General features: G+C 59.1%; 19 protein-coding genes and 2 tRNA genes. 8 read left to right on the plus strand and 13 right to left on the minus strand.

Annotated elements, in window-relative coordinates:
• Positions 1–17: 17 nt before the first annotated feature.
• The 8 genes from BFP96_RS26220 (at position 18) to BFP96_RS26255 (ending at position 12,051) form a co-directional block, all read left to right on the plus strand.
• Entirely contained in the window at positions 18–1,448 is a 1,431-nt protein-coding gene (locus BFP96_RS26220) for a sigma-54-dependent transcriptional regulator (RefSeq protein ID WP_065897586.1), read from the plus strand.
• Between the two features lie 707 nt (positions 1,449–2,155).
• Positions 2,156–3,559, plus strand: coding sequence for a polynucleotide adenylyltransferase PcnB (locus tag BFP96_RS26225; RefSeq protein ID WP_065897587.1), 1,404 nt, complete (start codon positions 2,156–2,158; stop codon positions 3,557–3,559).
• Positions 3,560–3,561: 2 nt separating this feature from the next.
• Complete coding sequence (gene folK, locus BFP96_RS26230; protein ID WP_065937302.1) at positions 3,562–4,044, plus strand: 2-amino-4-hydroxy-6-hydroxymethyldihydropteridine diphosphokinase; 483 nt, start codon at positions 3,562–3,564, stop codon at positions 4,042–4,044.
• A gap of 322 nt (positions 4,045–4,366) precedes the next feature.
• A complete protein-coding gene (panB, locus tag BFP96_RS26235) occupies positions 4,367–5,167 on the plus strand; it encodes a 3-methyl-2-oxobutanoate hydroxymethyltransferase (protein ID WP_065883957.1) in 801 nt (266 codons plus the stop codon).
• Entirely contained in the window at positions 5,164–6,015 is an 852-nt protein-coding gene (gene panC, locus BFP96_RS26240; protein ID WP_065937303.1) for a pantoate--beta-alanine ligase, read from the plus strand. Before panB ends, panC begins: the two co-directional genes overlap by 4 nt.
• A 224-nt stretch (positions 6,016–6,239) precedes the next feature.
• A complete protein-coding gene (gene pgi, locus BFP96_RS26245) occupies positions 6,240–7,904 on the plus strand; it encodes a glucose-6-phosphate isomerase (RefSeq protein ID WP_065883953.1) in 1,665 nt (554 codons plus the stop codon).
• Between the two features lie 108 nt (positions 7,905–8,012).
• Positions 8,013–9,029, plus strand: coding sequence for a class I SAM-dependent rRNA methyltransferase (locus BFP96_RS26250; protein WP_065892268.1), 1,017 nt, complete (start codon positions 8,013–8,015; stop codon positions 9,027–9,029).
• A gap of 88 nt (positions 9,030–9,117) precedes the next feature.
• Positions 9,118–12,051: a DUF748 domain-containing protein gene (locus BFP96_RS26255; protein WP_065937304.1), complete on the plus strand. Its 2,934-nt coding sequence runs from the start codon at positions 9,118–9,120 to the stop codon at positions 12,049–12,051.
• 417 nt (positions 12,052–12,468) lie between these two features.
• On the opposite strand, the gene BFP96_RS26260 is transcribed toward BFP96_RS26255, so the two are convergent.
• The 13 genes from BFP96_RS26260 to glmM all read right to left on the minus strand — a co-directional run bounded on the left by BFP96_RS26260 (position 12,469) and on the right by glmM (position 25,043).
• Positions 12,469–13,089 (minus strand): BON domain-containing protein, encoded by a 621-nt coding sequence (locus tag BFP96_RS26260; RefSeq protein WP_065883947.1) that lies wholly within the window; start codon positions 13,087–13,089, stop codon positions 12,469–12,471.
• A 296-nt stretch (positions 13,090–13,385) separates the two neighbouring features.
• Positions 13,386–15,491: a polyribonucleotide nucleotidyltransferase gene (gene pnp / locus BFP96_RS26265; RefSeq protein ID WP_049711495.1), complete on the minus strand. Its 2,106-nt coding sequence runs from the start codon at positions 15,489–15,491 to the stop codon at positions 13,386–13,388.
• 194 nt (positions 15,492–15,685) lie between these two features.
• Positions 15,686–15,955 carry a 30S ribosomal protein S15 gene (gene rpsO, locus BFP96_RS26270; protein WP_003176135.1) on the minus strand — a complete coding sequence of 90 codons (270 nt, stop codon included), beginning with the start codon at positions 15,953–15,955 and terminating at the stop codon, positions 15,686–15,688.
• 115 nt (positions 15,956–16,070) lie between these two features.
• Positions 16,071–16,988, minus strand: a complete 918-nt coding sequence (gene truB, locus BFP96_RS26275; RefSeq protein WP_003176136.1) for a tRNA pseudouridine(55) synthase TruB — start codon at positions 16,986–16,988, stop codon at positions 16,071–16,073.
• Positions 16,989–16,991: 3 nt separating this feature from the next.
• Positions 16,992–17,387, minus strand: a complete 396-nt coding sequence (gene rbfA / locus BFP96_RS26280; protein WP_065883945.1) for a 30S ribosome-binding factor RbfA — start codon at positions 17,385–17,387, stop codon at positions 16,992–16,994.
• A 159-nt stretch (positions 17,388–17,546) separates the two neighbouring features.
• Positions 17,547–20,060 carry a translation initiation factor IF-2 gene (gene infB, locus BFP96_RS26285; protein ID WP_065883943.1) on the minus strand — a complete coding sequence of 838 codons (2,514 nt, stop codon included), beginning with the start codon at positions 20,058–20,060 and terminating at the stop codon, positions 17,547–17,549.
• 27 nt (positions 20,061–20,087) lie between these two features.
• Positions 20,088–21,569 (minus strand): transcription termination factor NusA, encoded by a 1,482-nt coding sequence (nusA, locus tag BFP96_RS26290; protein ID WP_057725019.1) that lies wholly within the window; start codon positions 21,567–21,569, stop codon positions 20,088–20,090.
• A gap of 47 nt (positions 21,570–21,616) precedes the next feature.
• Positions 21,617–22,075: a ribosome maturation factor RimP gene (gene rimP, locus BFP96_RS26295; protein ID WP_003235029.1), complete on the minus strand. Its 459-nt coding sequence runs from the start codon at positions 22,073–22,075 to the stop codon at positions 21,617–21,619.
• 140 nt (positions 22,076–22,215) lie between these two features.
• Positions 22,216–22,292, minus strand: a tRNA-Met gene (locus BFP96_RS26300).
• A gap of 96 nt (positions 22,293–22,388) precedes the next feature.
• Positions 22,389–22,474, minus strand: a tRNA-Leu gene (locus tag BFP96_RS26305).
• Positions 22,475–22,495: 21 nt separating this feature from the next.
• Entirely contained in the window at positions 22,496–22,879 is a 384-nt protein-coding gene (gene secG, locus BFP96_RS26310; RefSeq protein ID WP_010206600.1) for a preprotein translocase subunit SecG, read from the minus strand.
• A 4-nt stretch (positions 22,880–22,883) separates the two neighbouring features.
• A complete protein-coding gene (tpiA, locus tag BFP96_RS26315) occupies positions 22,884–23,639 on the minus strand; it encodes a triose-phosphate isomerase (RefSeq protein WP_057725018.1) in 756 nt (251 codons plus the stop codon).
• A gap of 66 nt (positions 23,640–23,705) precedes the next feature.
• Entirely contained in the window at positions 23,706–25,043 is a 1,338-nt protein-coding gene (glmM, locus tag BFP96_RS26320; RefSeq protein WP_065937305.1) for a phosphoglucosamine mutase, read from the minus strand.
• Positions 25,044–25,045 lie beyond the last annotated feature (2 nt).

The raw sequence follows: 25,045 nt of genomic DNA on the forward strand, positions 1-25,045 counted from the left end.
TCGAGAGAATTGAATCAATGCCGCACATTTTGATCGTCGAAGACGAAACCATTATCCGCTCTGCCTTGCGTCGCCTGCTTGAACGTAATCAGTACCAGGTCAGCGAAGCCGGCTCGGTGCAGGAAGCCCAGGAGCGGTTCAGCATTCCCACGTTCGACCTGATCGTCAGCGACCTGCGCCTGCCGGGCGCACCGGGTACCGAATTGATCAAGCTGGGCCAGGGCACGCCGGTGCTGATCATGACCAGCTACGCCAGCCTGCGCTCGGCGGTGGACTCGATGAAGATGGGCGCGGTGGACTACATCGCCAAGCCTTTTGACCACGACGAGATGCTTCAGGCAGTGGCCCGCATCCTGCGTGACCGTCAGTCGGCCGGCAGTGCGCCGGTCGAACAACGTCCGGCAGGCAAGGCTGCCGACAAACCGGGCGTCGACAACAGCAACGGCGAGATCGGCATCATTGGTTCCTGCCCGCCCATGCAGGACCTTTACAGTAAGATCCGCAAGGTCGCGCCGACCGACTCCAATGTATTGATCCAGGGTGAGTCGGGCACCGGCAAGGAACTGGTGGCCCGCGCCCTGCATAACCTGTCCAAGCGAGCCAAGGCTCCGATGATTTCGGTGAACTGCGCGGCAATCCCCGAATCCTTGATCGAGTCCGAATTGTTCGGCCACGAAAAAGGCGCGTTCACCGGTGCCAGCGCCGGGCGCGCGGGCCTGGTCGAAGCGGCCGACGGCGGCACGCTGTTCCTCGACGAGATCGGCGAACTGCCCCTGGAAGCACAGGCACGCTTGCTGCGCGTGTTGCAGGAAGGCGAGATTCGCCGGGTCGGGTCGGTGCAATCGCAAAAGGTCGATGTACGCCTGATCGCCGCGACGCACCGTGACCTCAAGAGCCTGGCCAAGATCGGCCAATTTCGCGAAGACTTGTATTACCGCTTGCACGTGATTGCGCTCAAGCTGCCGGCACTGCGTGAGCGCGGCGCCGACGTCAACGAAATCGCCCAGGCGTTCCTGCTGCGCCAGAGCGCGCGCATCAACCGCACCGACCTGAAATTTGCGCCCGATGCGGAGCAGGTGATCCGGCATTACTCATGGCCGGGCAACGTGCGCGAACTGGAAAACGCCGTCGAGCGTGCGGTCATCCTGTCGGAAAGCCCGGAAATATCCGCCGAGCTGCTGGGCATCGATATCGAACTCAGCGATCTGGACGACGACGACTTCATCGGCCTGGCGCCGCAACAGGGCGCGGGCAGCAATACCAGCCACGAGCCGACGGAAGATTTGTCCCTGGAAGACTATTTCCAGCACTTCGTCCTCGAGCACCAGGACCACATGACCGAGACCGAACTGGCACGCAAGCTGGGCGTGAGCCGCAAGTGCCTGTGGGAACGTCGCCAGCGCCTGGGCATTCCACGGCGCAAGACCGGCGTCGCCAGCGAAAGTTGAGGGGCCGCGCCACAGGTAACACGTGCAGATGTGAAAAAACTGTTACCGCGGATATTTCGCGTAACAAAAGCCGGGGCTTACGGTAACGAAGCCCCGGCTTTTTTTGCTCCATCAAAAACCCGAATCTGCCTCAAACCCCCGGTTTTGCTGGGCAACGCTAAAGTTGGCACGCACCCTGCTATATGCTTAGTACAAAAACAATAACAAGCTTTGTACAAGACAATAAAAATAAGACGAATCGACTCACGCATAACAAAAACAACACGGCGGAGGCGCAGCTAACTGATTCTTTTGGAGAGGCGTTGCATTTGGGGCTTGCCCCGCAACCAGGCCGAGAACAACAAAAACTGCCCTAAGGCAGAGCCTGAACTGGTTGGATCGTAGATCAGCAACACAGCGACCAAAGCAATCCGTTTGCTCTTGCTCCCGATTGGGAGTGTCATGAAGGTGAAGCTTCATGACGAGGGCGATCAACAAAAACAAGAAGCCCGAAACCAATAATAAAAATAGAGCACGCAACTACTTCTGGGGGAGCTTCGGCTCCCCTTGTAGTTTCCGACAGATTGCCCCTGGATTGCCCCTCAAACGCTTTTGGCGCAACGCCCGCAGCTTGTTCCTACACCATCCCCTGACTAAATGCTAGAATCCCGGCCCATCATGCGGTCATTCTTCGTTATGGCCGAACATTCCTTCAAACAGTGCATCCCATGCTGAAGAAGTTGTTCCAGTCATTCCGTTCCCCCTTGCGTCGTACGCAACACATTCGCAGCACGCCTGAAGTGCTTAACAGCAATCAGCATTCATTGCAGCGCGCTCAATTCAGCCGTTACGCAGTGAACATCGTCGAACGTTTGCAGAACGCCGGCTACCAGGCCTACCTGGTGGGCGGTTGCGTACGCGACATGCTGCTCAATATCACGCCGAAGGATTTCGACGTCGCCACCAGCGCCACGCCTGAACAGGTACGTGCCGAGTTTCGCAATGCGCGGATCATCGGGCGCCGCTTCAAGCTGGTGCATATCCACTTCGGTCGCGAAATCATCGAAGTCGCGACGTTCCGCGCCGGCCATCCGCAAAACGATGAAGAGGAAGACACCAATCAGTCTTCCCGCAACGAGAGCGGACGCATCCTGCGTGACAATGTCTACGGCACCCTGGAAGAAGACGCGCAACGCCGCGACTTCACCATCAATGCCCTGTATTACGATCCGGTCAGCGAGCGCATCCTCGATTACGCCAACGGCGTACACGACATCCGCAACAACCTGATCCGCCTGATCGGCGAGCCGACGCAGCGCTACCAGGAAGACCCGGTGCGCATGCTGCGTGCGGTGCGGTTCGCCGCCAAGCTGAACTTCGGCATCGAGAAACACACGGCCGCACCGATTCGCGAACTGGCACCGATGCTGCGGGAGATTCCGTCGGCACGCCTGTTCGAAGAAGTGCTCAAGCTGTTCCTCTCGGGCTATGCGGCCGACACCTTCGAGATGCTCGTCGACTTGCAGTTGTTCGATCCACTGTTCCCGGCCAGCGCCGAGGCCCTGGAGCACAACCCGACGTACACCCACACCCTGATCAGCGAAGCCTTGATCAGCACCGATTTGCGCATCAAACAGAACAAGCCGGTCACTCCGGCCTTCCTGTTTGCCGCGCTGTTGTGGCCGGCCCTGCCCAAGCGTGTACTGCGCTTGCAGGACCGCGGCATGCCGCCGATCCCTGCCATGCAGGAAGCCGCCCACGAGTTGATCAGCGAACAGTGCCAGCGCATCGCCATTCCGAAGCGCTTCACCCTGCCGATCCGCGAGATCTGGGACATGCAGGAGCGCCTGCCGCGCCGCAGCGGCAAACGCGCCGACCTGTTGCTGGACAACCCACGCTTTCGCGCCGGCTACGACTTCCTGTTGCTGCGCGAAAGCGCCGGCGAGCAGACCGACGGCCTGGGTGAATGGTGGACCGACTACCAGGACGCCAATGACAGCCAGCGCCGCGAGATGATTCGTGAACTCGGCAGCAAAGGCGACAGCACCGGCGAAGGGCCGAAAAAGCGCCGCCGCAGCTCCAGCAAGCGCAAACGCAGCGCCGCCGATGCCTCAGGCGCAACAGGCGAATAAACGTGGAACGTATCTACATTGGCATGGGCAGCAACCTGGCTGCCCCGCAACAGCAATTGCGCAGCGCGATCGACGCCTTGGCGCAATTGCCCGGCACCACCCTCGCCGGTGTATCCGCCTTCTATCAAAGTGACTCCCTGCTCCCGGGCCAACCGCGCTATACCAATGCGGTGGCAGCCCTGGACAGCGACCTTGCGCCACTCGACCTGCTCGATGCGCTGCAAAGCATCGAAAACGACCAGGGTCGCGAACGCCTTGAGCGTTGGGGCCCACGCACGCTGGACCTGGATATCCTGCTGTTCGGTGACCGCCTGATCGACGAGCCGCGCCTCAAGGTGCCGCATTACCAGATGCACCTGCGGGCGTTTGTGCTTTATCCGCTGGCCGAACTGGCGCCTGCCGACCTGCAACTGCCCGACGGGCAAAGCCTCAGCGGCCTGCTTGAAGCCTGCCCATTTGTCGGCCTGGAACGCTTACCTCTGTAGGAGCGAGCTTGCTCGCGAACATCGTCAACGAGAACGCGCACAGCCTGATTAAACGCGGCGCCTAAGCGTTCTTCGCGAGCAAGCTCGCTCCTACAATCGCGTCAGTAACAGCGGTAACACCGTCATCGTAACAATGCGGTAACACATCCAATTGACTTCCCGTGTCCTCCTCACGACTATAGGCGTCCCGCTGCCGCCAGCCCGGCGCTGAAGGGCGCAATCCAGGCCTTATAAGCACTGCTCTCAAGACAGTGCGCCTGTATAAACGAAGACTCACGCGCGTTACTCGCTGTTTCCAAGCGCCTGAACGAGGACCCTTTTCATGCCAGACATTACCCTGACCACCTTGCAGAGCCTCAAGCTCAAAGGTGAAAAAATCACCATGCTGACCTGCTACGACGCTACCTTCGCCCACGCCAGCTGTCAGGCCGGGGTCGAGGTGTTGCTGGTAGGCGACTCCCTGGGCATGGTACTTCAAGGGAATGACAGCACACTCCCCGTCACCACCGACGAACTCGCGTACCACACCGCCAGCGTCAAGCGTGGCAATGACGGTGCGTTTATCATCGCCGACCTGCCGTTCATGGGGTATGCCACCCTTGAACAGACCTTCCAGAACGCCGGCAAACTGATGCAGGCGGGTGCGCACATGATCAAGGTCGAAGGCGCCGTATGGCTCGCCGAGTCGATCCGCCTGCTGGCTGAGCGCGGCGTCCCGGTATGCGCGCACATGGGCCTGACGCCGCAGTCGGTCAACCTGCTCGGCGGCTACAAGGTACAGGGCCGCAATGAAGCCCAGGCACGCCAGATGCGTGCCGATGCCATCGCCCTGGAACAAGCCGGCGCCGCGATGATTCTGCTGGAGTGTGTGCCCAGTGAACTGGCTGCCGAAATCACCCAGGCCGTCAAAGTACCGGTGATCGGCATCGGTGCCGGCGCCGCCACCGACGGCCAGGTGCTGGTGCTGCACGACATGCTCGGCTTGTCGATCAGCGGCCACGTGCCCAAGTTCGTGAAGAACTTCATGGCCGGCCAGCCCAGCATTCACGCCGCACTGAGCGCTTACGTCAGCGAAGTCAAAGCCGTGACCTTTCCCGGCACCGAACACGGATTTTCTGCATGAACACCGTTAAAACCCTACGTGAACTGCGCGCCGCCGTGACCCACGCGCGCAGTGCCGGCAAGCGCATCGGCTTCGTGCCGACCATGGGCAACCTGCACAGTGGCCACGCCACCCTGGTGAGCAAGGCCGCGCAGCAATCGGACTTCGTCGTGGCGAGCATTTTCGTCAACCCGTTGCAATTCGGCGCCGGCGAAGACCTGGACAAATACCCGCGCACCCTGGCCGCCGACCAGGAAATGCTGCTGCAAGCCGGCTGCAACCTGCTCTTCGCGCCCACGGTCGAGGAGATTTACCCCGACGGCATGGCCGGCCAGACCCGCGTCAGCGTCCCCCAGTTGTCCGAAGGCCTGTGTGGGGCCAGCCGCCCAGGGCATTTCGAAGGCGTCGCCACGGTGGTCAGCAAGCTGTTCAACATGGTTCAGCCGGATATGGCCGTATTTGGCCAGAAGGACTATCAGCAACTGGCGGTGATCCGCGCCATGGTGCATGACCTGAACATGCCGATCCAGATCATCGGCGAGCCGACCGTACGTGCCGTCGATGGCCTGGCGCTGTCATCGCGCAACGGTTATCTCACCCAGGAGCAACGCGCAATTGCCCCCGTGCTGTACCGCAGCCTCAGCCAGATGGCCGCCTCCATCAAGAGCGGTGAGCGGGATTTCGCCACACTGCGCGCCGAGCACATCCGGCAGATCGAAGCCGCCGGCTTGCGCATGGACTACCTGGAAGTGCGTCAAGGCGTGCACTTGCGTCCGGCCACGCCTGAGGACCGGGATATCGTGATCCTGGTAGCGGCCTATCTGGGCACGACACGCCTGATCGACAACCTGCACCTGAACCTCAACTGACCCTGCTCGACACCCCGCCAATTGCCTTCATCGCTATGCCGGTATAAAAAAGTACCGGCATCAGCGCAGACAAAGCCAAGACATATCGACACGCTAGGTTTAATGTAATCGCCCTGCGCTCCTGGTTAGCGCTGTCCGAAACCCCTCGCGTGTTAAAAGACTGGAGGTTTCGGGCTTTGAAGTGTCCTAAAGGCAGTCCCCGTAATAAAAGGAAACCCGCAGCGATGGCGTACTACCGCACCCCTCATGACGTTACCGCGCTGCCCGCCTGGCACGCGCTCGATCAACATCGCCAAGCCATGCAGGATTTCAGCATGCGCGAGGCCTTTAATGCCGACCCCCAGCGTTTCTCCGAATTCACCCTGAGCAGCTGCGGGCTTTTCCTCGATTACTCGAAAAACCTGATCACCCGCGAAACCCGCGACCTGCTGGTGGGCCTGGCCAACGAAGTCGGCCTTAAAGACGCGATCAACGCGCTGTATGCCGGCGAGCCGGTCAACTCCTCCGAAGGCCGTCCGGCGCTGCACACCGCCCTGCGCCGCCCGGTGGGCGACAAGTTGTCGGTCAACGGCGTGAACATCATGCCCGACGTGCACAAGGTGCTGAACCAGATCACTGACCTGGTCGGCCGTATCCACGACGGCCTGTGGCGTGGCTACACCGAGAAGCCGATCACCGACGTGGTGAACATCGGCATCGGTGGTTCGTTCCTCGGCCCGGAGCTGGTCTCCGAAGCGCTGCTGTCCTACGCCCATAAGGGCGTACGCTGCCATTACCTGGCGAACATCGACGGCAGCGAGTTCCACGAACTGACCATGAAGCTGCGCGCCGAGACCACGCTGTTTATCGTCTCGTCGAAATCCTTCAACACCCTCGAAACCCTGAAAAACGCCCAGGCCGCCCGCGCCTGGTACCTGGCCCAGGGTGGCTCGGAAGCCGAGCTGTACCGCCACTTCATTGCGGTGTCGAGCAACAACGCGGCGGCCGTCGCGTTCGGCATTCGCGAAGAAAACATCTTCCCGATGTGGGACTGGGTCGGTGGTCGTTACTCGCTGTGGTCCGCAATCGGCTTGCCGATCGCCCTGGCGATCGGCATGTCCAACTTCAAGGAGCTGCTGTCCGGTGCCTACACCATGGACCAGCATTTCCAGAACGCGCCGTTCGAAGACAACATGCCGGTGCTGCTGGGCCTGCTGGGCGTGTGGTACGGCAATTTCTGGGGTTCGCAGAGCCATGCGATCCTGCCGTACGACCATTACCTGCGTAACATCACCAAGCATTTGCAGCAGCTGGACATGGAGTCCAACGGCAAGAGCGTGCGCCAGGACGGCACGCCGGTCGCCACCGATACCGGCCCGGTCATCTGGGGCGGCGTGGGTTGCAACGGCCAGCATGCTTATCACCAGTTGCTGCACCAGGGCACCCAACTGATCCCGGCCGACTTCATTGTGCCGATCGTCAGTTTCAACCCGGTCTCCGACCACCACCAGTGGCTGTATGCCAACTGCCTGTCCCAGAGCCAGGCGCTGATGCTTGGCAAGACACGCGCCGAAGCCGAAGCGGAGCTGCGCGATAAGGGCATCCCTGAGGCCGACGTGCAGAAACTGGCGCCTCACAAGGTGATCCCGGGCAACCGTCCGAGCAACACGATCGTGGTCGAACGCATCAGCCCGCGCCGCTTGGGCGCGCTGGTCGCCATGTACGAACACAAGGTGTTCGTCCAGAGCGTCATCTGGGGCATCAACGCCTTCGACCAATGGGGTGTCGAGCTGGGCAAGGAACTGGGCAAAGGCGTCTACAACCGCTTGACCGGCGCCGAAGAAACCTCGGCCGAAGATGCTTCGACCCAGGGCCTGATCAACTACTTCCGCGGTCGTCACCGCGGCTGATCAACGCCTGAACCGCTAGCCTCGAAATAACCCCCGGCCTGTTCAGGCCGGGGCTGTTAAACTGCGCGCCCCCACTGTCCTCATTCCCCCGCAAGCAAGGCGCGCTCCATGACTTCCTTGAACCAGGCGCTGCGCGCCGCCCTCGACCATCGCCAAGACCTGATCAGTGAACTGCATGCCCAGGGCACCGATTGCTACCGGCTGTTCCACGGCAGCCAGGAAGGCGCCGGTGGCCTGACGATCGATCGCTACGGCCCGCAATTGCTGGTGCAAAGCTTCCACCAATCCCTGCAAACCGCTGATCTGCTGGACTTGCACCAATTGATCAGTCAATACCTGGGCCTGGAGCTGCTGCTGGTGTACAACGACCGCTCCCGTGGCAACTCACGGATCGACCGTGAAGACAGCGTGTACCGCGCCGAACCTGCCGCGCTGGAGGATCTGGTCGGTCACGAATGGGGCCTCAACTACCGAGTGCGTGGGCGGCATGCCGGACAGGACCCGCTGCTGTTCCTTGACCTGCGCAACACCCGTGGCTGGGTCAAGGACCACAGCGCCGGTAAAAGCGTGCTCAACCTGTTCGCCTACACCTGTGGCGTAGGCTTGAGCGCGGCAGCCGGTGGCGCACGCGAAGTCTGCAACCTGGACTTTGCCGAGGGCAACCTCGCCGTGGGGCGCGAGAACGGTCTGCTTAACCCGCAGTTGCCGACCATGGCCTTCGTACAGTCCGATTACTTCCCGGCGATTCGCCAATTGGCCGGCCTCCCTGTCACTCAGCGTCGTGGCCAGAAACTGCCGAGCTATCCGCGCCTGGAACAGCGCCAGTATGACCTGGTCCTGCTCGATCCCCCCGCCTGGGCCAAAAGCGCCTTCGGTACCGTCGACCTGTTGCGCGACTACCAAAGCCTGCTCAAGCCCGCACTGTTGGCAACCGCCGATAATGGTGTGCTCATTTGCTGCAACAACCTGGCGAAAGTGAGCATGGACGACTGGCGCGAACAGGTGCTGCGTTGCGCGGAAAAAGCCGGTCGCCCCGTACGCGACTGGCAGATCATGGCGCCAGGCGCGGACTTTCCGTCGAAAGACCAGCAACCTCCGCTGAAGACCCTGATCCTGCAATTGTAGGAAGTTTCCCAGGCCTGGCGGTTCTTCGGAACCGAAATCACGTGCCATACTCCAAGGCACTCTCGTTCGACATAGATGGCTGTCACCCATGCCCAAAGGATTGTTCCGCGCCATAGGCGCCTTGTTGACCGCCCTTGCTGTGTATAGCGTGCTGGGCTTTCTGATTCTGCCCGGCATCGCCCTTCGTATTGCCAACCAGCAGTTGGCCCATTACGCAACGGTGCCGGCGCGTATCGAGCGTATCGAACTCAACCCGTTCAGCCTGGAGCTGACGCTATGGGGCCTGAAGATCGGTGAGCCGGGCAAGGAACAGGTGGGTTTCGAGCGCCTCTATGCCAACCTGCAGATCGACAGCCTCTGGACCCGCGCCCTGCACCTGGCCGATGTTCAACTCGAGCAGCCCAGGACCGAATTGCTCTTCGACAAGTCCGGCCAGTTGAACCTGGCGCAATTGTTCAAATTGCCCCCAAGCGAGCCAACCCCTGCCGATCCCGACGCCAAGCCTTTCCCGCTGCGTATCGACAGCATCAGGCTGGCGGGCGGCTATGTGCACTTTCGGGACCTGCGACCCAGCGAACCCATCGAATTTCTCTACGACAAACTCGACTTCGAGCTGAAAAACCTCAGCACCTTGCCGGAAGATAACGCCGACATGACCTTGGTGGCCGCCGGCCCCCAGGGTGGGCAAATCGATTGGAAGGGCAACTTCAGCCTGGTGCCCATCACCTCCGAAGGCTCGCTGAAAGTCACCGACGGCAAAATGAAAGCCTGGTGGCCGTATGTGCGCGATGCCGTGCCGCTGGTGCTTGAGGACGGTGTGCTCAATTTCAGCACCGACTATAAATTCAGCCTGGCCAAAGAGACCGAGCTGAACCTGACCAACACCACCGCCAGCATTGCGCCCTTTGCGATCAAGGCGCCGGATGGCCGCCCATTGGCACGCCTGGAGCGCCTGGACGTCAGCGAGACCACGGTGGACCTGGCCAAGCAACAGGTAGTGATCGGCAAGATCCGCAGCAACAAACTCGAAACCTGGGCGGCCCGCGAGGCTGATGGACAACTGGACTGGCAGAAGCTGTTCGCCAGCCAACCCGGCAAACCGGCCAAGACGCCGGAACCGGCCTCCGCGCCCGCGACTGCCGACTCACCTGAAGCGCCACCGGCAGCGCCTAGCAAACCCTGGCAAGTGCTGCTCAAGGATGTGCAACTACGCAACTACCAGGTGCACTTGGCTGACCGCCAGGCCAAGCCTGCGGTAGCCCTGGATCTGGGCCCGTTGAACGTCGATGTGCAGAACTTCGACAGCCTCAACCAACGCCCTTTTTCCTTGAAGGTCGACAGCGGCCTGGGCAAGCAAGGCAAGATCCAGGCAACCGGCGAGGTCAACCTCAATCCGGTCAGCGCCAGGCTGAAAGTGAACACTCAGGACATCGACCTGCGCGTCGCTCAATCCTATATCAGCCCGTTCATCCGTCTGGAACTGCGCAGCGGCATGCTGGGCAGCAACCTGGATGTCAACCTCAAGAGTACCGAGCCGCTGACCCTGCAAGTCACCGGCCGCGCGCAAGTGGATCAGCTGCACACGCTCGACACCCTCAAGTCCCGTGACTTTCTCAAATGGCAGCGTCTGGTGCTGGAAGGCGTCAATTACCAGCATGGCGACAGCCTGTCGATCGACAAGGTCAACCTGCTGCAACCCTATGCGCGCTTCATGATCAACGAGGACCGCACCACCAATATCGACGACCTGCTGATCCCGCAGCCTGCCGACAGCGGGAACAAATCGGCAGCCAAACCGGCTGCGAGCAAAGACAAGCCGTTGGGTATCCACGTCGGACAGGTCGCGATCAACGACGGCTCGGCCAATTTCGCCGACTTCAGCCTTACGCCCAACTTCGCTACCGCGATTCAACAACTTAACGGCCAGATCGGCACCATCGACAGTCGCCAGGCCAAACCGGCCAGCGTCGACATCAAGGGCAAGGTGGACCGCTACGCGCCAGTGACCATCAAGGGCAGCGTGAACCCGTTTGACCCTATGGCGGCGCTGGACATCGCGACCAGCTTCAAACGGGTCGAGCTGACCACCCTGACGCCGTACTCGGGCAAATTCGCAGGTTTCCGAATCCGCAAAGGTCGTTTGAACCTGGACCTGCATTACATGATCACCAAAGGCCAGTTGAAAGCTGAAAACAAGGTGGTGGTCGAGCAACTGCAACTGGGCGAGAAAGTCGACAGCGCCGATGCGGTGGACTTGCCGATTCGCCTGGCGGTGGCCTTGCTCAAGGACAGCGACGGCAAGATTTCCATCGAGCTGCCGGTAAGCGGTGACCTGAACAACCCGCAATTCAGCGTCATGCCGATTGTGTGGCAGACCTTGCGCAACCTCGTGGTGCGTGCCGCGACGGCGCCCTTCAAGTTCATTGGTGGGCTGGTCACCGGCGGCGGTTCGCAAGACCTGGGGAGTGTGTCGTTTGCGGCGGGCTCCAGTGAACTGGATAAAAACGCCGAAGGAGCCCTTAACACGCTGGCCAAGGCACTCAAGGAACGCCCTGCCCTGCGCCTGGAAATCGAAGGCACCGCAGCGGCCGGCAGTGACGGCCCGTTCCTGGCCGCGCAACGACTGGAGCGTGAGTACCAATACAACTACTACAAAATCCTGCAGCGTCGCGGCGATAAAGTCCCGGCCCAGGCATCGTTGCTTGTGGTGCCCGAGAAGGAAAAGGCGCCTTTGCTGGAAGGCATTTACCGCACCCGCCTGAAACAACAACCACCGGCCGAATGGAAAGGTCTGGGCGACGATGAGCGCGCGGCCAGGCTCAAGGACGGCGTCATCAAGTTCTGGAGTGGCAGTGACGTGCTGCTGCGCCAGCTCGGCCAGGACCGGGCCAGCACCATCAAGGATTACCTGGTGGACAAGGCTAAGCTGGAAGACGACCGCGTGTACTTCATCGATGCGCAACTGGGACAGGCGGAAAAAGATGGTCGGGTGGTGACGCCGATGCATCTGGATGCCGAGTAACCCAATGTATGAGGGGGCTTGCTCCCGATGGCAGTAGGTCAGTCAGTGATAGGTTGACTGATACATCGCCATCGGGGGCAAGCCCCCTCCCACATTTTTTGCTCCTCGTCCGTGTTGTGCAGCAGGGGCAGGCGGAGAAAGATGCTCGGGCGCTGGCGCCAATGCATCTGGATGCCGAGTAACCCAATGTGGGAGGGGGCTTGCCCCCGATTGCGGTAGGTCAGTCAGTGATAGATTGACTGATACATCGCCATCGGGGGCAAGCCCCCTCCCACAATAAAACAGGCCCCGACACAAGTGCCGGGGCCTGTAATGACCACATCCGTGTGGTCGGTCGCATGAACTCCAGAGGTGCCTCGGGTGGAAATCTAACTCACCCTAAGCCGCCGCCATTCAGTTCAAACGCAATCGGTAGTGTTACTGGGCTTTCAGGCCATCAGCCGATACAGCTTTGACGCCTTTGATTTTCTTGGCGATCGCTACAGCAGTTTCTTTCTGCGCAGCAGTCACAGCCGCTGTGGACGACAGGGACACAACACCTTTGTTGGTTTCAACTTTGATGTCGGTGCCAGGGATACCTTTCTCGGTAACCAGATCAGCTTTTACTTTAGTGGTGATCCAGGTATCGCTAGTCGCCTCGCCAGCGTCATGAGCAGCACCTTTGGTTTTGTCGATGCCGTCAGCCTTGGTAGCGCCGCCAGCCAGCAGGCCGTCAGCAGAAACTGCGGTTACACCTTTGATTTTTTTGGTAATCGCTACGGCAGTCGCTTTCTGCGAGTCCGAAACGGCTACTTTGGAGGACAGGGAAACCACACCTTTGTTGGTTTCAACCATGATGTCCGAACCTGGAATGCCTTTTTCAGTCAGCAGGTCAGCTTTGACTTTGGTGGTGATCCAAGTATCCGAAACGCTTTCCTTAGCCTGGGTGGCTTCGCCGGCCGCCAGAGTCATAGGGGCTTGGGAAGTCTGAGCAAAGGCTACGTTAGCACCCATGGCCAGAGTCAGAGCGGTAGCAGTAGCGAGAGCGAACTTCTTCATACGAGTAACTCCTGTTTTATTAAAAGACTGCAGTACATAAATCTTGGTACTGAAGCGCTAACAGGGATATTGCAGGCAGTGTGCCAAGTCGCCAGAAATATAAAAACCCTTATAAAACAACCAGTTATAAAAAACGCTAATTTTCGGAATCGTGCAACTTGCATGAAGTCCATCGTGCCTGCATGCAAGTTGCGGCTTTTGCGCAGGGCTAAACAGCTGATTCTCTTCCATTTTCTCACGCTCATAAAAAAAGGACTCCGAAGAGTCCTTTTCTGCAGCGTGACGCTTGCGGCTAGTTAAACGCCCGAAGCCTTGGCTGCTGCTACGTCCTTGATGGACAGTTTGATACGGCCGCGGTTGTCCACGTCCAGTACCAGCACTTCCACTTCCTGGCCTTCTTTCAGAATGTCGGTCACTTTCTCAACGCGAGCGTCGCTCAGCATGGAGATGTGAACCAGACCATCCTTGCCCGGCAGGATGTTGACGAATGCGCCGAAGTCGACGATGCGCTCAACCTTACCGACGTAGATCTTGCCGATCTCGGCTTCAGCGGTGATACCCAGGACGCGCTGGCGTGCTGCCTCAGCTGCTTCCTTGGTTTCGCCGAAGATCTTGATCGAACCGTCGTCTTCGATATCGATCGAAGCCTTGGTTTCTTCACAGATCGCACGGATAGTCGCGCCGCCTTTACCGATGACATCACGGATTTTGTCGGTGTCGATTTTCATCGCGATCATGGTCGGAGCATTTTCCGACAGCTCGGTACGCGACTGACCAATGATCTGATTCATCTGGCCGAGGATGTTCAGGCGCGCTTCCAGGGCTTGGCCCAGGGCGATTTCCATGATCTCTTCGGTGATGCCCTTGATTTTGATGTCCATCTGCAGCGCGGTTACGCCTTTGGCGGTACCGGCTACCTTGAAGTCCATGTCGCCCAGGTGGTCTTCGTCACCCAGGATGTCGGTCAGGATGGCGAACTTCTCGCCCTCTTTAACCAGGCCCATGGCGATACCGGCAACCGGTGCCTTCATCGGTACACCGGCGTCCATCAGTGCCAGGGAAGCGCCGCAAACCGAAGCCATGGAGCTGGAACCGTTGGATTCGGTGATTTCCGACACAACACGGATGGTGTACGGGAACACGTCGGCAGCCGGCAGCATCGCGGCAATCGAACGACGGGCCAGACGGCCGTGACCGATTTCACGACGACCAGCACCGCCCATGCGACCACACTCGCCCACCGAGAACGGAGGGAAGTTGTAGTGCAGCATGAACGGGTCTTTTTTCTCGCCTTCCAGGGTGTCCAGCAGTTGCGCGTCACGGGCGGTGCCCAGGGTCGCGACCACCAGGGCCTGGGTTTCACCACGGGTGAACAGCGCCGAACCGTGAGTCTTCGGCAGAACACCGACTTCGATGTTCAACGGACGTACGGTGCGTGTGTCGCGACCGTCGATGCGTGGCTTGCCGTTAACGATGTTTTCGCGAACGGTGCGGTATTCGATTTCACCGAAAGCCGCTTTGACTTCGCTGGAAGAAGGCTGGCCTTCTTCACCGGACAGCTTGGCGACAACCTGATCCTTCAGCTCGCCCAGGCGAGCGTAACGGTCGGCCTTGACGGTGATGGCGTAAGCCTGGGAGATCGCGTCGCCGAATTCGGCACGGATAGCGCCCAGCAGAGCAGTGGCTTCTGGTTGTGGAGCCCAGGTCCAGGTTGGCTTGGCAGCTTCGGCAGCCAGTTCCTTGACGGCGTTGATCACCACCTGGAACTCGTCGTGGGCAAACAGCACGGCGCCCAGCATCTGGTCTTCGGTCAGCTCTTTGGCTTCCGATTCAACCATCAATACGGCTTCCGAGGTACCAGCAACGACCATGTCCAGGCTCGATGCTTTTTGTTGCTCGTAAGTCGGGTTCAGCAGGTAGCCGGTGCTTTCGTGGAACGCAACACGGGCGGCGCCGATCGGGCCATCAAACGGGATGCCCGAGATAGCCAGGGCAGCCGAAGTACCGATCATCGCAGCGATGTCCGGATCGGTTTTCTTGCTGGTGGAAACGACGGTGCAGACAACCTGCACTTCGTTCATGAAGCCTTCCGGGAACAGCGGACGGATCGGACGGTCGATCAGTCGGGAAGTCAGGGTTTCTTTCTCGGAAGGACGGCCTTCGCGCTTGAAGAAACCGCCAGGGATCTTACCGGCAGCGTAAGTTTTTTCCTGGTAGTGAACGGACAGAGGGAAAAAGCCTTTGCTCGGGTCAGCGGTCTTGGCGCCAACCACGGTCACCAGTACGGTAACGTCGTCGTCAACGGTAACCAGCACTGCGCCGGAGGCTTGACGGGCGATACGGCCTGTCTCGAGGGTAACGGTCGACTGACCGAACTGGAATTTTTTGATAACCGGGTTCACGGTGTCCTACCTTCTTTGTGGCTCTTGGGGAACTTGTCTTCTTGCGAAATTCTTGGGCAACGTCGGGAATCGGCCCAACCCTTGTCCAGGGTAAAACGTGTATCCAGATAAAACTTGAGGCTGGGAGCCTGCCATGGGCCAGCGGGAATCCCACTGACACACGGCAGACAACCAACCTCTAGCGCAATCGCTGATTAGCGACGCAGACCCAGGCGACCGATCAGAGCCTGATAACGACCCAGATCCTTGCCTTTCAGGTAGTCCAGCAGCTTACGGCGCTGGTTTACCATGCGGATCAGACCACGACGGGAGTGGTGATCTTTACCGTTGGCCTTGAAGTGACCTTGCAGTTTGTTGATGTTGTGGGTCAGCAGTGCAACTTGCACTTCTGGCGAACCAGTGTCACCAACAGCTTGCTGATAGTCAGCTACGATTTGTGCTTTTTCTTGAACGTCGAGAGCCATGAGGCAATCCTTTTTTCAGGAAACCACCCAAAGGGCGGTTTCAACAGGCCAGGGACAAATCCCTGTATCTAAAAATGAGTGTTGACCATGCCTGTTAACAGCCACACTCGTTCGGTCATTCTGACCGAATCAGTCGACGCGGCGCGATGCGCCCGTCTTCGCTCACTTCACCGATACCGATAAAGCGACCGTTATGATCCTGTACTCGCACCATGCCGAATTTCGGGGCATCCGGGGCGCGTACCGGCTGGCCGTTGAGCCAGTAGAACGCGCTGTGCTCCGAAAAGTGCAGCAATGGCCAATCCAGCAAACCGCTGTCCGATGGCATCAGGAAGCGATCAACCGCCTCATTACCGCCTTCGGCATGTACCGCTTCGAGCTCTTCCAGCGTGACCGTCTGGGCCAGGGTGAAAGGGCCGGCCTGTGTACGTCGCAGTTCGGCAACGTATGCGCCACAACCCAGCTGCTCACCAATATCTTCCACCAGGGTGCGGATATAGGTGCCTTTGCTGCAGTCCACCGCCAATCGGGCAGTGTCACCTTCACAGGCGAGCAATTCCAGCCGGGCAATAGTAACAGAACGCGGTTCGCGCTCCACCACTTCACCGGCACGCGCCAGCTTGTAAAGAGGCTGGCCATCACGCTTGAGCGCCGAGTACATCGGCGGTATCTGGCTGATTTGCCCACGGAAAGCGGGTAAGGCGGCTTCAATATCGGCACGACCAACGGTCACATCGCGAACCTGAAGGACATCACCTTCAGCATCGGCCGTGGTGGTGGTCTTGCCCAGTTGCATCAGGGTTTCATAACCCTTGTCGGAATCGAGCAGGTATTGCGAGAACTTGGTCGCCTCGCCAAAGCACAACGGCAGTACGCCGGTGGCCAGGGGATCGAGGCTGCCGGTGTGCCCGGCCTTCTCGGCATTGAGCAGCCAGCGGACCTTCTGCAACGCAGCATTGGAGGTAAAGCCAATAGGTTTGTCGAGCAGAATGATGCCACTGACGTTACGGCGGATACGTTTGACCTGAGCCACCGCTTACTCCTTGGCGTCTTCAGGTGTGGACGGATGCTGGCTGTCTTCAGCCACGGCGCGCTCGATCAATGCCGACAGGTGCGCGCCACGCACGACGCTTTCGTCGTAGTGGAAGTGCAACTGGGGAACGCTGCGCAACTTCATTTCACGGGCCAACTGCATGCGCAGGAAACCTGCGGCGGCGTTGAGCACCTTGATGCTTTGCGCGATTTCTTCGCTGTTGTCCTGGCCCATCACGGTGATGAAGATCTTGGCGTGACCCACGTCACGGCTCACTTCAACGGCGGTGATGGTGACCAGGCCAACGCGCGGGTCTTTGACTTCGCGACGGATCAGTTGAGCCAGCTCGCGCTGCATCTGATCGCCGATACGCTGGGTACGGCTGTATTCTTTTGCCATGTCTTGTTACCTGTTACTGCCACACGGTGAAACCCGTGGGGTCTGAAAGCGGCAAACGCCCGGCCTGACAAAAGCCAGACCGGGCGTTGCGTTTAGAGTCCGTACGCTACGCGGGGCATCTGCATGCCCACACGCGGCGTGGCTCCGGAAGTGCGCGAGTTAGAGGCTGCGAGCAACCTGAACCTTCTCGTAGACTTCGATCTTGTCGCCAGGCTTGACGTCGTTGTAGCTCTTGACGCCGATACCGCATTCCATGCCGGCACGTACTTCGGAAGCGTCATCCTTGAAGCGGCGCAGGGATTCCAGCTCGCCTTCGAAGATAACGATGTCTTCACGCAGTACACGGATTGGACGGTTACGGTGCACCGTACCTTCGATAACCATGCAACCGGCGATCGCGCCGAATTTCGGCGAGCGGAACACGTCACGCACCTCGGCGATACCCAGGATGTTCTCCCGGACGTCACTGCCAAGCATGCCGGTAAGGGCTTTCTTGACGTCTTCGATGATGTCGTAGATGACGTTGTAGTAACGCATGTCCAGGCCTTCCTGCTCGACGATCTTGCGAGCGCCGGCATCGGCACGCACGTTGAAGCCGAACAGTACAGCGTTGGAAGCCAGCGCCAGGTTGGCGTCGGATTCGGTGATACCACCGACACCGCCACCGACAACGCGCACTTGCACTTCGTCGTTACCCAGGCCGTTCAAGGCGCCGTTCAACGCTTCGAGGGAACCACGTACGTCAGATTTGAGGACGATGTTGAGCGTCTTCTTCTCTGCCTGGCCCATGTTCTCGAAGATGTTTTCCAGCTTGCCGGCGTGAGCACGAGCCAGTTTGACTTCGCGGAACTTGCCTTGACGGAACAGAGCCACTTCACGGGCTTTCTTCTCGTCGGCAACCACACTCATCTCGTCGCCAGCGTCCGGGGTACCGTCCAGGCCGAGGATCTCGACAGGGATGGAAGGACCGGCTTCCTTGATTGGCTTGCCGTTCTCGTCGAGCATGGCACGCACGCGGCCATAGTTCGAACCGACCAGCACCATGTCGCCTTGGCGCAGGGTACCGTCTTGAACCAGTACGGTAGCAACCGGGCCACGACCCTTGTCGAGACGCGATTCAACCACAACACCGCGGCCTGGGGCCGATGGGGTTGCTTTCAGTTCGAGTACTTCGGCTTGCAGCAGCACCGCTTCGAGCAGTTCGTCCACACCGGTACCGACTTTGGCCGAGACCGAAACGAACGGCGTATCACCGCCCCACTCTTCGGACGTCACGCCGTGAACCGACAGTTCGCTACGGATGCGATCGAGATCGGCGCCCGGCTTGTCGATCTTGTTCACTGCAACCACCAGTGGAACACCGGCGGCCTTGGCGTGCTGGACAGCTTCAATGGTCTGCGGCATTACGCCGTCGTCCGCTGCAACCACCAGGATCACGATGTCGGTCGCCTTGGCACCACGGGCACGCATTGCGGTAAACGCGGCGTGACCCGGGGTGTCGAGGAAGGTGACCATGCCGCGCTCGGTTTCAACGTGGTACGCACCGATGTGCTGGGTGATACCACCGGCTTCGCCAGCCGCTACCTTGGCACGACGGATGTAGTCGAGCAGCGACGTCTTACCATGGTCAACGTGGCCCATTACGGTCACGACCGGCGCACGGGAGAACGTCTCACCTTCAAACTTCAGGGACTCGGCCAGGGAATCTTCCAGGGCGGTGTCGCTGACCAGGGTCACTTTGTGGCCCAGTTCTTCGGCTACCAGTTGAGCAGTTTCCTGATCAAGCACCTGGTTGATGGTCGCTGGGGTACCCAGTTTGAACATGAACTTGATGATTTCAGCCGCCTTGACCGACATCTGATTGGCAAGATCGCCAACGGTGATGGTCTCGCCGATCTGCACATCACGCACGACCGGGCCGGTTGGGCTCTGGAAACCGTGGGCATTGCGCTTTTTCAGCTTGGCCTTGCCGCGACCACCACGACGGAAGCTGTCGCTTTCTTCGTCGGTGGTACGTGGGGCAACGCGTGGCGCAGGCGCTTTCTCTTTGACCGAGGCGCGATGCGGAGCGTTTTTACGCTCGCCATCACCGCCACCACCGCGACGATTGTTATCGTCGGCACGTGGTTTGTCCGGACGACGAGGTTCGTCGCGCTTGCGATCTGCTGCAGGAGCAGGTGCGGCAGCCACCGGGGCAGCCTCACGCACCGCTTCAACAGGAGCGGCGACCGCTTCAGTGCTGGCAGGTTGCGCAGCAGCAGGCTGGCGACGCGCTTCTTCTTCGGCGCGACGCTTGGCTTCTTCTTCAGCCTTCTGACGAGCAGCATTTTCTACTGCGCGACGTTCATCCAGCTCGCGTTTGCGCTCGGCTTCGATTTCTTCCGGGCTGCGCTGTACGAAGACTTTCTTCTTGCGTACTTCAACGCTGATGCTCTTGCTACCTGCAACACGCAGGGTGCTGGTAGTTTTGCGCTGCAATGTAATCTTGCGCGGTTCTTCCACTTTCGCCTTGTGGCTGCTTTTCAAGTGAGTCAGCAAAGACTGCTTCTCACTGTCGCTCACATGTTCCTCGGCGGCGGTGTGCGGCAGACCTGCCTCACGCATCTGCTGCAACAGGCGCTCTACCGGTGTTTTGACCTCATCGGCCAGTTGTTTCACCGTGACTTGCGTCATGCACTTCTCTCCTCAGGCCGCGCCTAATTACTCGAACCAATGGGCTCGGGCGGCCATGATCAACTTGCCGGCACGATCTTCGTCAATGCCGTCGATGTCGAGCAGATCGTCAATAGACTGCTCGGCCAGGTCTTCGCGGGTAATTACGCCGCGCACCGCCAGTTCCATCGCCAAATCCTTGTCCATACCCTCAAGCGAGAGCAGGTCTTCGGCCGGATGGGCGTCTGCCAGCTTTTCCTCAGTAGCGATGGCTTTAGTCAACAAACGATCCTTGGCCCGAGCGCGAAGCTCGTTGACGGTGTCTTCGTCAAAGCCGTCGATGTTGAGCATTTCTTCCAACGGTACGTAGGCAATCTCTTCCAGGCTGGTGAAGCCTTCATCTACCAGCACCTGCGCCAGATCTTCATCGACTTCCAGCTCTTCGATAAAGTTGCGCAGGATGTCACCGGTTTCAGCTTGCTGCTTAGCCTGGATGTCCGATTCGGTCATCACGTTCAGGGTCCAACCGGTCAGTTGGCTGGCCAGACGCACGTTCTGACCACCACGACCAATGGCCTGAGCCAGATTGTCTGCGCCAACGGCGATGTCCATTGCATGGGCATCTTCGTCAACGATAATTGCCGCCACTTCAGCCGGCGACATGGCGTTGATCACGAACTGCGCCGGGTTATCGTCCCACAGCACGATGTCCACACGCTCACCGCCCAATTCGCCCGACACTGCCTGGACGCGCGAACCGCGCATACCAATGCAAGCGCCCTGCGGGTCGATGCGTTTGTCCTTGGAACGGACCGCGATCTTGGCGCGCGAACCCGGGTCGCGGGACGCAGCCATGACTTCGATCAGGCCTTCGGCGATTTCCGGCACTTCGATACGGAACAGCTCGATCAGCATTTCCGGCGCGGTACGCGACAGGATCAACTGAGGGCCGCGGTTCTCGGTGCGGATTTCCTTGAGCAGCGCACGCAAGCGCACGCCGACACGGAAGGTTTCGCGAGAGATGATGTCTTCACGGGCCAGCAACGCTTCGGCGTTGTTGCCCAGGTCGACGATCACGTTGTCGCGGGTTACTTTTTTCACGGTACCGGAGATGATTTCACCCAGGCGTTCGCGATAGGCGTCAACGACTTGAGCACGCTCGGCTTCGCGAACCTTCTGCACAATGACCTGCTTGGCGGTCTGTGCAGCGATACGGCCGAACTCGATCGATTCGATCTTTTCTTCGACGACATCACCGACGTTGGCGCCAGGGTGCGTTTGCGCAACCTTGCTCGGCCAGGTTTCAATCGCCGGATCATCAAGATCGGCTTCTTCGACGACCGTCCAGCGACGGAAAGTCTCATAGGCACCGGTGTGGCGGTTGATTTCCACACGCAGATCAACTTCATCTTCAAAACGCTTTTTGGTAGCAGTGGCCAGGGCCAGCTCCAGCGCTTCAAAAATCACGTTTGCCGGTACGCCCTTTTCATTGGATACCGACTCAACAACCAGCAGTACTTCTTTGCTCATCGTACGCCTCGCCTTTCGCAAGCCATTGGATCCGCGGGATCCGCGTCTCAGTCAAAACTGGGAATAATGTTGGCCTTGTCGATCATATCGATCGGCAACAGGAACTCGTGGTCTTCTACCTGCACCACGACATCCTGCTCTTCTACACCGCGCAGAAGGCCCTGAAAGTTGCGTCGCCCTTCGAACGGGGAGCGCAGCTTGATCTTCACTTGTTCACCGGCAAATTTTGCAAACTGATCAATAGTGAACAGTGGGCGTTCCATGCCTGGCGAGGAAACTTCAAGGGTGTATTCAACGGAAATCGGATCTTCAACATCCAGGACACCGCTGATCTGACGGCTGACAATTGCACAATCGTCCACCAGCACGCCGCCCTCTTTATCGATATAAACGCGCAACATTGAGTGGCGACCTTGAGCCGAAAACTCAATACCCCAGCATTCATAGCCTAGGGCCACGACCACCGGGGCCAGCAAGGCCTGCAACTCTTCTAGCTTGCTCGACACCTGAACCCCCTCGTGCATGTATGTGCATGCTGTGCAAAATAAAAAAATGGGCGAAACGCCCATCCTTGAAACGCCGTCGAACAGCGGCGTTGAAAGTGTCCAGCTAACAAAAAGCCCCTTAAAAGGGGCTCCGCTAAAACTGGTTGCGGGGGCCGGATTTGAACCGACGACCTTCGGGTTATGAGCCCGACGAGCTACCAGACTGCTCCACCCCGCGACAAAGCTGGGGCGGAAGTATACGACCGATCCCTTACAGGGTCAATGTAACCTTCCACCTACAAGAAAGCCCGCAACAGCGGGCTCTCCTGATAATTGGTACCGAGAAGGGGACTCGAACCCCTACACCCTATGGGCACAACCACCTCAAGGTTGCGTGTCTACCAATTCCACCACCTCGGCAATACAGCGTTTACAACCTTCTTACTTCTGCTCTTGAGCTGGAGGCACGTCAGTCGCTGGAGTAGCCGACTTTTGCTCTTGAAGCACCGGGACATCATCAGAAGCCGGTTTTGCTTTTGGTACTTCCAACACTGCTGGGTTTGGCAAACCTACTTGAGTCAGCACATGAGCCTTCTCTTTAGCAAAGTAACCTAACCCCAAGCTGGTTATGAAGAAACCGGCGGCAAGTATAGCAGTAAACTTACTAAGAAAGGTAGAGGAACCTTGGCTTCCGAATACAGTATTTGAAGCACCTGCACCGAAAGACGCACCAGCATCCGCACCTTTACCCTGTTGCAACAAAACCAGGGCAACTACGCCCAGGGCAGCCAACAGATGAAAAACGACTACGACTGTTTCCAGCATTTTTTCAGTTTCCCGCGGCGCGACAGATCGCACCGAACTCATCTGCATTCAGGGAAGCTCCACCAATGAGCCCCCCATCGATATCCGGCATGCCGAACAGTTCGACCGCATTGGCCGCCTTCACGCTGCCGCCGTATAGAAGCCGCACACCTTGTGCGACTTCAGAATTTTCTGCCGCCAACTGCGCGCGGATGGCGGCGTGCACATCCTGCGCCTGTTGCGGTGTAGCAGTCAGCCCGGTACCAATGGCCCAGACCGGCTCGTAAGCGATTACTGCCTTTGCAAACGCACCAACACCCAGCTCCTCGATGATGCTGCCCAGCTGACGCGAGACAACTTCAAGCGTCTTGCCCGATTCGCGTTGCTCAAGGGTTTCCCCTATGCACAACACCGGGATCAAGCCACAAGCCTGTGCCGCTGCGAACTTGCGGTTGAGCATCTGATCGCTTTCACCCATCAACTGGCGGCGCTCGGAGTGCCCAACAAGCACATAGGCACAACCCGCATCAACCAACTGACTCGGCGCAATCTCACCAGTCAACGCACCTTGGGCGGGTTCCACCGCGCAATTCTGCGCACCGACCTGAATCGACTGACCTTTCAAGCCATCAACCACTTGGCCGACATGCAGGAAAGGCGGGAAAACCGCAACATCCACATCGCCAGGCAAGGCCAGGTGACGAAGGCCATTGATCAGCTCAGCGACACTGGCGCGGGTACCGTGCATCTTCCAGTTACCAGCTACCATCGTGCGACGCATGCTGTACCCCGTCGGTCAAAGTGGGCGCAGATGTTACCCAACCACACCATCACTGGCAAGCCGAATTCAGGCGCAAACTTCAGTTACCAGTTTTGCCAGGTCTTCGGCATGGCCGCGAACCTGTGTTTCGTCCTCGCCTTCGACCATGACACGCACCAGAGGCTCTGTGCCGGACTTGCGCAACAACACCCGCCCACGCCCCGCCATTGCCTGGGTTACACGCTCGCACGCTTCCTTGACAGAGGGGTGCTCGATTGGATTTTCGCCACCGCCGAAACGCACATTGAGCAGCACCTGCGGGCACTTGCGCAGCGCCTGTCGCGCCTGCGCCAGGCTCTCTTCGCGACGACGCAAGGCCAGCAACACCTGCAGCGCGGCGATGATTGCGTCGCCCGTGGTGGTGTGCTGGAAGCAAACGACATGCCCCGAGTTTTCACCACCAATCAGCCAATTGCGCTCCAGCAACTCGGCGATCACGTAACGGTCACCGACATTGGCGCGAATGAAGGGAATCCCCAGTTCAGCCAACGCCAATTCAAGCCCCAGGTTACTCATCAGCGTACCGACGACACCCCCTTGCAGCTTGTTACGCTCATGCAAGTCGCGGGCAATGATGAACAGCAGGTCGTCGCCATCCACGATCATGCCGGTGTGATCCACCATCAACACGCGGTCGCCATCGCCGTCAAAGGCGATGCCCAGGTCTGCATGCTCGGCCAGAACCGCCGCCTGCAACTGCTCCATGTGCGTGGAACCGCAGTTGTCGTTGATGTTCAACCCGTTGGGCTGAGCCGACAGCACAGTGACTTGCGCACCGAGCTCCTTGAAGACACTCGGCGCCACCTTGTACGTCGCACCATGGGCACAATCGACGACGATCTTCAGCCCGGCGAAATTGGTGCTGCTCGGCACGCTGCTTTTACAGAATTCGATGTAGCGACCGGAGGCATCGTTGATACGCGACACCTTGCCCAGCTTGCTGGACTCAACCACCGTCATCGGCGCATCCAGCAGCTCTTCGATCATCAGCTCGATCTCGTCCGGCAACTTGGTGCCCTGCCCCGAGAAAAACTTGATGCCATTGTCATCGTGCGGATTGTGCGAAGCACTGATCACGATACCGGCTTGAGCATGAAAGGTACGCGTCAGGTAGGCGATCGCCGGTGTAGGCATGGGGCCCAGCAGCATCACGTCGGCACCCGCGGCGGACAACCCTGCCTCCAGCGCGGATTCAAACATGTAGCCGGAAATACGCGTGTCCTTGCCCACCAGGATGCGGCACGCGCCCATGCTGCGGAATGCCATGCCTGCCGCCCAACCCAGCTTGAGCATGAAATCTGGGGTAATCGGGTATTCACCGACCCGACCACGAATACCGTCGGTGCCAAAATATTTCTTAGTCATGA

The sequence above is a fragment of the Pseudomonas sp. 34 E 7 genome (genome assembly GCF_900005715.1).
Taxonomy (GTDB): domain Bacteria; phylum Pseudomonadota; class Gammaproteobacteria; order Pseudomonadales; family Pseudomonadaceae; genus Aquipseudomonas; species Aquipseudomonas orientalis_A.

Excerpts from the sequence above, each read along its gene's own strand:
- BFP96_RS26220 (WP_065897586.1), top strand. The coding sequence starts at position 18 with ATGCCGCACATTTTGATCGTCGAAGACGAAACCATTATCCGCTCTGCC.
- BFP96_RS26225 (WP_065897587.1), top strand. The coding sequence starts at position 2,156 with ATGCTGAAGAAGTTGTTCCAGTCATTCCGTTCCCCCTTGCGTCGTACG.
- panB (WP_065883957.1), top strand. The coding sequence starts at position 4,367 with ATGCCAGACATTACCCTGACCACCTTGCAGAGCCTCAAGCTCAAAGGT.
- panC (WP_065937303.1), top strand. The coding sequence starts at position 5,164 with ATGAACACCGTTAAAACCCTACGTGAACTGCGCGCCGCCGTGACCCAC.
- pgi (WP_065883953.1), top strand. The coding sequence starts at position 6,240 with ATGGCGTACTACCGCACCCCTCATGACGTTACCGCGCTGCCCGCCTGG.
- BFP96_RS26250 (WP_065892268.1), top strand. The coding sequence starts at position 8,013 with ATGACTTCCTTGAACCAGGCGCTGCGCGCCGCCCTCGACCATCGCCAA.
- BFP96_RS26255 (WP_065937304.1), top strand. The coding sequence starts at position 9,118 with ATGCCCAAAGGATTGTTCCGCGCCATAGGCGCCTTGTTGACCGCCCTT.
- BFP96_RS26260 (WP_065883947.1), bottom strand. The coding sequence starts at position 13,089 with ATGAAGAAGTTCGCTCTCGCTACTGCTACCGCTCTGACTCTGGCCATG.
- rpsO (WP_003176135.1), bottom strand. The coding sequence starts at position 15,955 with ATGGCTCTCGACGTTCAAGAAAAAGCACAAATCGTAGCTGACTATCAG.
- rbfA (WP_065883945.1), bottom strand. The coding sequence starts at position 17,387 with ATGGCAAAAGAATACAGCCGTACCCAGCGTATCGGCGATCAGATGCAG.
- infB (WP_065883943.1), bottom strand. The coding sequence starts at position 20,060 with ATGACGCAAGTCACGGTGAAACAACTGGCCGATGAGGTCAAAACACCG.
- nusA (WP_057725019.1), bottom strand. The coding sequence starts at position 21,569 with ATGAGCAAAGAAGTACTGCTGGTTGTTGAGTCGGTATCCAATGAAAAG.
- secG (WP_010206600.1), bottom strand. The coding sequence starts at position 22,879 with ATGCTGGAAACAGTCGTAGTCGTTTTTCATCTGTTGGCTGCCCTGGGC.
- tpiA (WP_057725018.1), bottom strand. The coding sequence starts at position 23,639 with ATGCGTCGCACGATGGTAGCTGGTAACTGGAAGATGCACGGTACCCGC.
- glmM (WP_065937305.1), bottom strand. The coding sequence starts at position 25,043 with ATGACTAAGAAATATTTTGGCACCGACGGTATTCGTGGTCGGGTCGGT.